The sequence below is a fragment of the Aliikangiella maris genome, from assembly GCF_040719265.1.
In the GTDB taxonomy this organism is placed as follows: domain Bacteria; phylum Pseudomonadota; class Gammaproteobacteria; order Enterobacterales; family Kangiellaceae; genus Aliikangiella; species Aliikangiella maris.
In genome coordinates this window covers 1-3,451 of the sequence record NZ_JBFDAH010000067.1, presented here as the reverse complement: position 1 = coordinate 3,451, position 3,451 = coordinate 1, and the positions used below count along the sequence as shown (strand labels likewise).

The window sequence follows — 3,451 nt, the reverse complement described above, 5'->3', positions numbered from 1 at the left end:
TCACGATTTGGGTTGACTCATATTGGTTCGGTGAGTTTTGCAACGACGACAGTTAGGAAAGAAATGAAAAATAATAAAGTATTTCAGCGGAAAATGAATAGGTTAAAAAAGTATATTATTGAAAAAGTGAACTGACCCCCTTATTCTTTTGATAGATAATGAAATTGTGTTAATAGATGAGATGATTCATGCTCTATTTCGGCATTCTGGCGGAAGAGCATCGGTAGGAGGCTAAAAATGAAACTAATTTCTTACGAAAAACCATACGAAAAAGTTGATTATATTGAAGTTGTTAATAACTATTTCAAAGAATCTAATATGAAACTTCCTGAGAGTTTTTTAGAGTTTCTAGTTTGCAATGGAACGGGGGAAGGCCCTCATCCAGGGAGTTATTTGAATGAGTTTCAGATACGTAGGTTTTATTCGTTCTCAGATGATTGTTCACAGAATGTATTTCATATAAATGAAATGCTAAAAGAAGATGGAAGAATTTCAAGAAATGTTTTTGCTTTTGCCGTTGACATGAGTGGACATGGAGTTTTTTGCTTGGTTTTGGATGGCGTTTTGGAAGGGCAAGTGTTATTGATGGATGATGATAATATTTTATTGAAGCAAGATTATTCTGAAAGCGATGTAAGTGATGATCTATTTTTAGATATAAGTTTTGAATCATTTTTGAATAATTTGGTTGATGAAGAGTAACGCGAGTTCAAAGAGGTGAAAAAAAGAAAAACTACGATGAGAAAGGACAGCCGTTACAATTACTTGCTTGGCATACATTCACTGCGCTTATGGACAGTACTTTGCATGGGTTCCAATTTGTTGGAAATGGGTTGATAACTTTAGGGGCTACGCAAAAAGATAAGGGGTCAATTCACTTGTTCAATATTGAGGGCTGTGATAACCTATAAATTATGCCTAGACCCCTTCGCATAGAATATGAAGATGCCTATTACCACGTCATGAGTCGAGGGCGTGATAAAGGTCGTCGAAATATCTTCCATTCAGAAAAATTTTATACCGCTTTCCTGGAGACATTAGCTGAGGCCTGTGAACGGTTTGAAATTGTTGTGCATGCCTTGATGACTAACCATTATCATCTGTTAGTACAAACCCCTTTAGGCAATTTGGGACGAGCGATGAGACATATCAATGGTGTTTATACTCAACGCCACAATCGTCTTAAGAATACTGATGGTCCATTGTTTAGAGGAAGATATAAATCAATACTGGTTGAGAAAGATAGTTACTTATTACAATTGTCTCGTTACATTCATCGTAACCCGATTGAAACCAAGCGGCCGATGGTCACTCAATTAGAAAACTATCCATGGTCAAGTTATCCTGCCTATGTTAATCAAGTAGAATCAGAGGATTGNATTTGTAATGCAAGTTTTACCAACAAAGTTAACGATAGACAATTTGTTAGAAATAATAGCCGATTTTTATAAAGTAGAAATTGATTCAATTTCAAATAGAGATATTGGTCAAAAAAATAGTAATCCTATCAGAAAATCGGCAATGTATATTTGTCAGCAATTAGGTGGTTTTTCACTCAAAGAAATTTCATCACGATTTGGGTTGACTCATATTGGTTCGGTGAGTTTTGCAACGACGACAGTTAGGAAAGAAATGAAAAATAATAAAGTATTTCAGCGGAAAATGAATAGGTTAAAAAAGCATATTATTGAAAAAGTGAACTGACCCCCTTATAACTCAGACTACATTGAAAATACTGCTATTGTTTTGAATAGATTATACCCACAGCATAATTTTGACTTTAGTAATCAACAACATAGACTGAACCTTGCAATAGGATTGATTAATGACCAATATGCTCGGAAAAATTAATGAGTAAGTTTAGATTGCTCATATTCTGTATTGGTGTAATTACCGTGGAATCGTTGGTTCTAGCTTTGCTGGTTCCTCTTTTCCTAATAATCTTTTCGATACCAAATAAAATTGACAGTGTCGAAGTGATAGGTGGATTATTTCTATTCTTTATGTTTTATAAAAGTATTATTGAGATTTGGTTATTTCTATTAGTTGTTATTAATAAAGTTAAAAGGAGACATCCTAAAATAACAGATTTACTTAGAGGTAAGTTTTTTGCATCTATTTTAATGTTTTCACTTCTCTTAATGATTTTGTATGAGTCAGATTTTCGGCTTGATATTTTCTTTGCGTATGCAGCTATGTATATTCCGTCAGTGGTTATTGCATTCTATTTGTTTAAGGAAGTATGGTTTAAAGCAGAAGAATGGTTGGTGAGTAAAGGTGATGAATGTTCTACATCTCAAAGAGCAAAAGCTATAACTGAGGAATATCCTTCTAAAAAAGTGCCGAGTCCTGATATTCTAGATAAGAGTAAGAATAAGTATTGGTTTTTTCTTGCTATTCTTCTTTTTGCTCTGGTTGAGTTGTTTATTAATGAAGAAGTTACTTCCCCTATAATAAGAGTGTTGAGGTACTTGCTTATTGTATTAAGTGTGCTCACATTAAAGTTTTTTTATACCGACAAACAAAAATATAAAAAAATAAATCATTTTATTTGGGGGGCTTTGCTAATTAGTATACTAGTTGATATAAATTGGGGGCTGTATAGAATTAATGGTTTAGTAGGTCTTCAAATGATGGAAGTTGCAAGGATGAATGTTGATATGGGAGAGGTAAAGTATATCTACACAGATGAGGGGGATTATAAATACTCTAGATTTGGAATGCTGATCTCATTTAAAGATAATGTAAATGATTACAGCGTGAACTGTAAAAGAAACTTTTTAACAGGAACTGTATATTGTATGTCAATAAAAGGAGAGAAGTCATATTATAAGTTTGGGTTTAATAAAATTGGTTTTTTTAGTAGTTCTAATATAGAAAGGAGTAGTGTGAATTTGCAAGTTCAGTATAAATTCAAACAAGAAAGCCCATCAACCGTTTTAATGGAAACGTTTCATGGAGATAAAATATTTTGTAAGAAATATATTGAGTTTATTTTAAACAATGTATCAAGTGTGAAGAAGTTTTGTAAATATGATAATGAATTTGAGCTTGTTGAACACTATGAATATAAAATTCTGGAAATTGATAGTGCGGGGAATTGGGTAGAAAGAGGAGTATCTAAGTATGAGTCAAATGATAATTCTCCTTCTGCTTATTTTGTAGATAAAAGAAAAATCATATATTATTAGTAAAACATGATAATATAAAAACTAAAGGACATCCATAACTTAAAACATGAACAAGGACAGCCGTCACTTAAAGATGAGAAAGGACAGCCGTAACTTAAAATAATGTTTTTTAAATGTGAGCGTCCGGGCATTCACACCTTCCTTAGGATTTTGTAGTTTACTTTTTTACCATCATACTTCTTGCCAATTTATTTATCATAAGATTGTGCAAGAATTAAACGACTTTACCCAATTAACATCGTCCGCTTTTTAGTGCTTGC

4 protein-coding genes are annotated in these 3,451 nt (G+C 32.8%); all 4 read left to right on the top strand.

Going from position 1 to position 3,451, the window contains the following annotated elements; genetic code table 11:
* Window positions 1–237: 237 nt before the first annotated feature.
* The 4 genes from ABVT42_RS21765 (at window position 238) to ABVT42_RS21750 (ending at window position 3,191) form a co-directional block, all read left to right on the top strand.
* On the top strand, window positions 238–702 hold the full coding sequence (locus ABVT42_RS21765; RefSeq protein ID WP_353898168.1) for an SMI1/KNR4 family protein: 465 nt from the start codon (window positions 238–240) through the stop codon (window positions 700–702).
* Window positions 703–914: 212 nt separating this feature from the next.
* Entirely contained in the window at window positions 915–1,451 is a 537-nt protein-coding gene (locus tag ABVT42_RS21760) for a transposase (protein WP_367024437.1), read from the top strand.
* Window positions 1,423–1,704 carry a hypothetical protein gene (locus ABVT42_RS21755; RefSeq protein WP_367024436.1) on the top strand — a complete coding sequence of 94 codons (282 nt, stop codon included), beginning with the start codon at window positions 1,423–1,425 and terminating at the stop codon, window positions 1,702–1,704. The genes ABVT42_RS21760 and ABVT42_RS21755 overlap by 29 nt, the downstream gene beginning before the upstream one ends.
* Before the next feature lie 146 nt (window positions 1,705–1,850).
* Window positions 1,851–3,191, top strand: coding sequence for a hypothetical protein (locus ABVT42_RS21750; protein ID WP_353898134.1), 1,341 nt, complete (start codon window positions 1,851–1,853; stop codon window positions 3,189–3,191).
* Window positions 3,192–3,451: the final 260 nt, after the last annotated feature.

Bases quoted from the DNA above. Each gene is read 5' to 3' on its own strand.
- ABVT42_RS21750 (WP_353898134.1), top strand. From the start codon at position 1,851: ATGAGTAAGTTTAGATTGCTCATATTCTGTATTGGTGTAATTACCGTG.
- ABVT42_RS21765 (WP_353898168.1), top strand. From the start codon at position 238: ATGAAACTAATTTCTTACGAAAAACCATACGAAAAAGTTGATTATATT.